Source organism: Clostridium sp. (assembly GCF_051656525.1).
Classification (GTDB): domain Bacteria; phylum Bacillota; class Clostridia; order Clostridiales; family Clostridiaceae; genus Clostridium.
Map to the genome: position 1 here is coordinate 1 of NZ_JBOGCC010000369.1, position 1,656 is coordinate 1,656.

Sequence of the window (1,656 nt, forward strand, 5' to 3'; positions counted from 1 at the left end):
CCTCCACTAGCTTTTACAATTTCAACAACATCATGAATGTAATGTGGTAATGGTTTATTTTCCATTCCTGCAACTATTACATTATATCTATTTAAAGGTATTAATATTTTCTTTACACTTGCTTCTGATATAGCTTTAGCAGCTTTTGGTGTTAACTCTCCAAGAAAAGCATTTGCACAAATTATCCCTATTGGACCTATAATCATATCTACCTTATCAGAATTATATATAATTGCATTTTCTCCTGATGCTCCTTCATTTGCACCTGCCCTTATCATTAGTGATGTTGCATTTGAATTTGTTCCTAATGCAAGAATTTCAATTTTTTCTTCAAATTCATCCCTTAGTTTTGCAACTACAGCTTTTCCAATTCCGCCACCTTGTCCATCAATAACTGCAACTCTCACCTTTCAATTCTCCTTTTACTAATTTAATAGGGAAGATTTCTCTCCCCACATTTACCTACAAGCTTGTATTTATTTTTTCCCTAAAAATTTTCCGTTCAATAATAAATATATAAATAATACTTAATTTAGACAAAGCCCTAGCTTCATCTGAACTTCTAATTAAATTTATCCATAAAGTATTCGAAGTTTCCCTCTACTTTATAATAAATTTTAAAGGCTTATTTATAAAGTTTCCCAGGCTTTATAACACCGTATTTTTACAAATATCCTTCATGGTTACATTTTGAATCCTTCGTGAATTCTTTCTTGTTTATATATATTCTCCTTTTCCCATTTAATTCCTTTTTATTTTTTTATTTTTTTTGAATATATTTTTTATATCTGCACATAATACTATTGTAAAGCAAATTGAATGAGGAGGTCATTAAGATGAATAGTCAACGTAACCAAAACATTCATACTAAAGAAGCATCCAAATCAGATGTAGCTGAGGATAGTCCAAAAGAGCTTTCAGGCTTATAGGGTTTCTACTCTTTAAACTTTATAAGCAAAACTAATTATTTGATTCAAACGCTTGAATGAGGAGGTCATTAAGATGAATAATCAACATAACCAAAACATTCATACTAAAGAAGCATCTAATTATGATGCAGGTGAGGATAGTCCAACAGATTATTTAGGCCTATAAGGTCAATAGCCCTATAGGCGTGCTTTATCAAAAGAAAAGAATCTACCGCAAGAAATTGTGATAGATTCTTTTTCTTTATAATAATTCTTTAAATCTTCTTACATATATCTTTTTCATTATAGTTACTAAGATTATATATAATGTTACTATTCCAATTAAGAATGCAAAATATATTGGTGGAAGACTAACCATTCCAAGACCTTTTCCAAGGCTTGTATAAGGCAATATAGTTCCTGCCATTATTCCAAGTCCTGTTGCAATCGTAACAAATTTTGATGCTCTACTTTGCATAAAAGGAATTTTAGGAGTTCTTATCATATGGATAACTAAAGTTTGTGACCATAATGATTCAATAAACCATCCTGTTGCAAAAATTTGTGCAAATAATGTTTTATCTATTCCTTCCATATTATATCCACCACCAAGCATTAAAGGAGCTATAACAAAGAACATTACTACATAAGTTAGAATATCAAAAACTGAACTTGTTGGTCCTATCCATCTCATAAAGCTTCCAATAGATGAAGCGTCCCATTTTCTTCTTTTTTTCAAATATTCATA

The 1,656-nt window shown here is 30.2% G+C and carries 2 protein-coding genes; both read right to left on the bottom strand.

The window, feature by feature from the left end:
* Window positions 1-407: DUF3842 family protein (locus ACRDDY_RS18165; protein WP_438566339.1), on the bottom strand; the 407-nt coding region annotated here is incomplete at its 3' end.
* Window positions 408-1,170: 763 nt separating this feature from the next.
* Window positions 1,171-1,656: cation transporting ATPase C-terminal domain-containing protein (locus ACRDDY_RS18170; RefSeq protein WP_438566340.1), on the bottom strand; the 486-nt coding region annotated here is incomplete at its 5' end.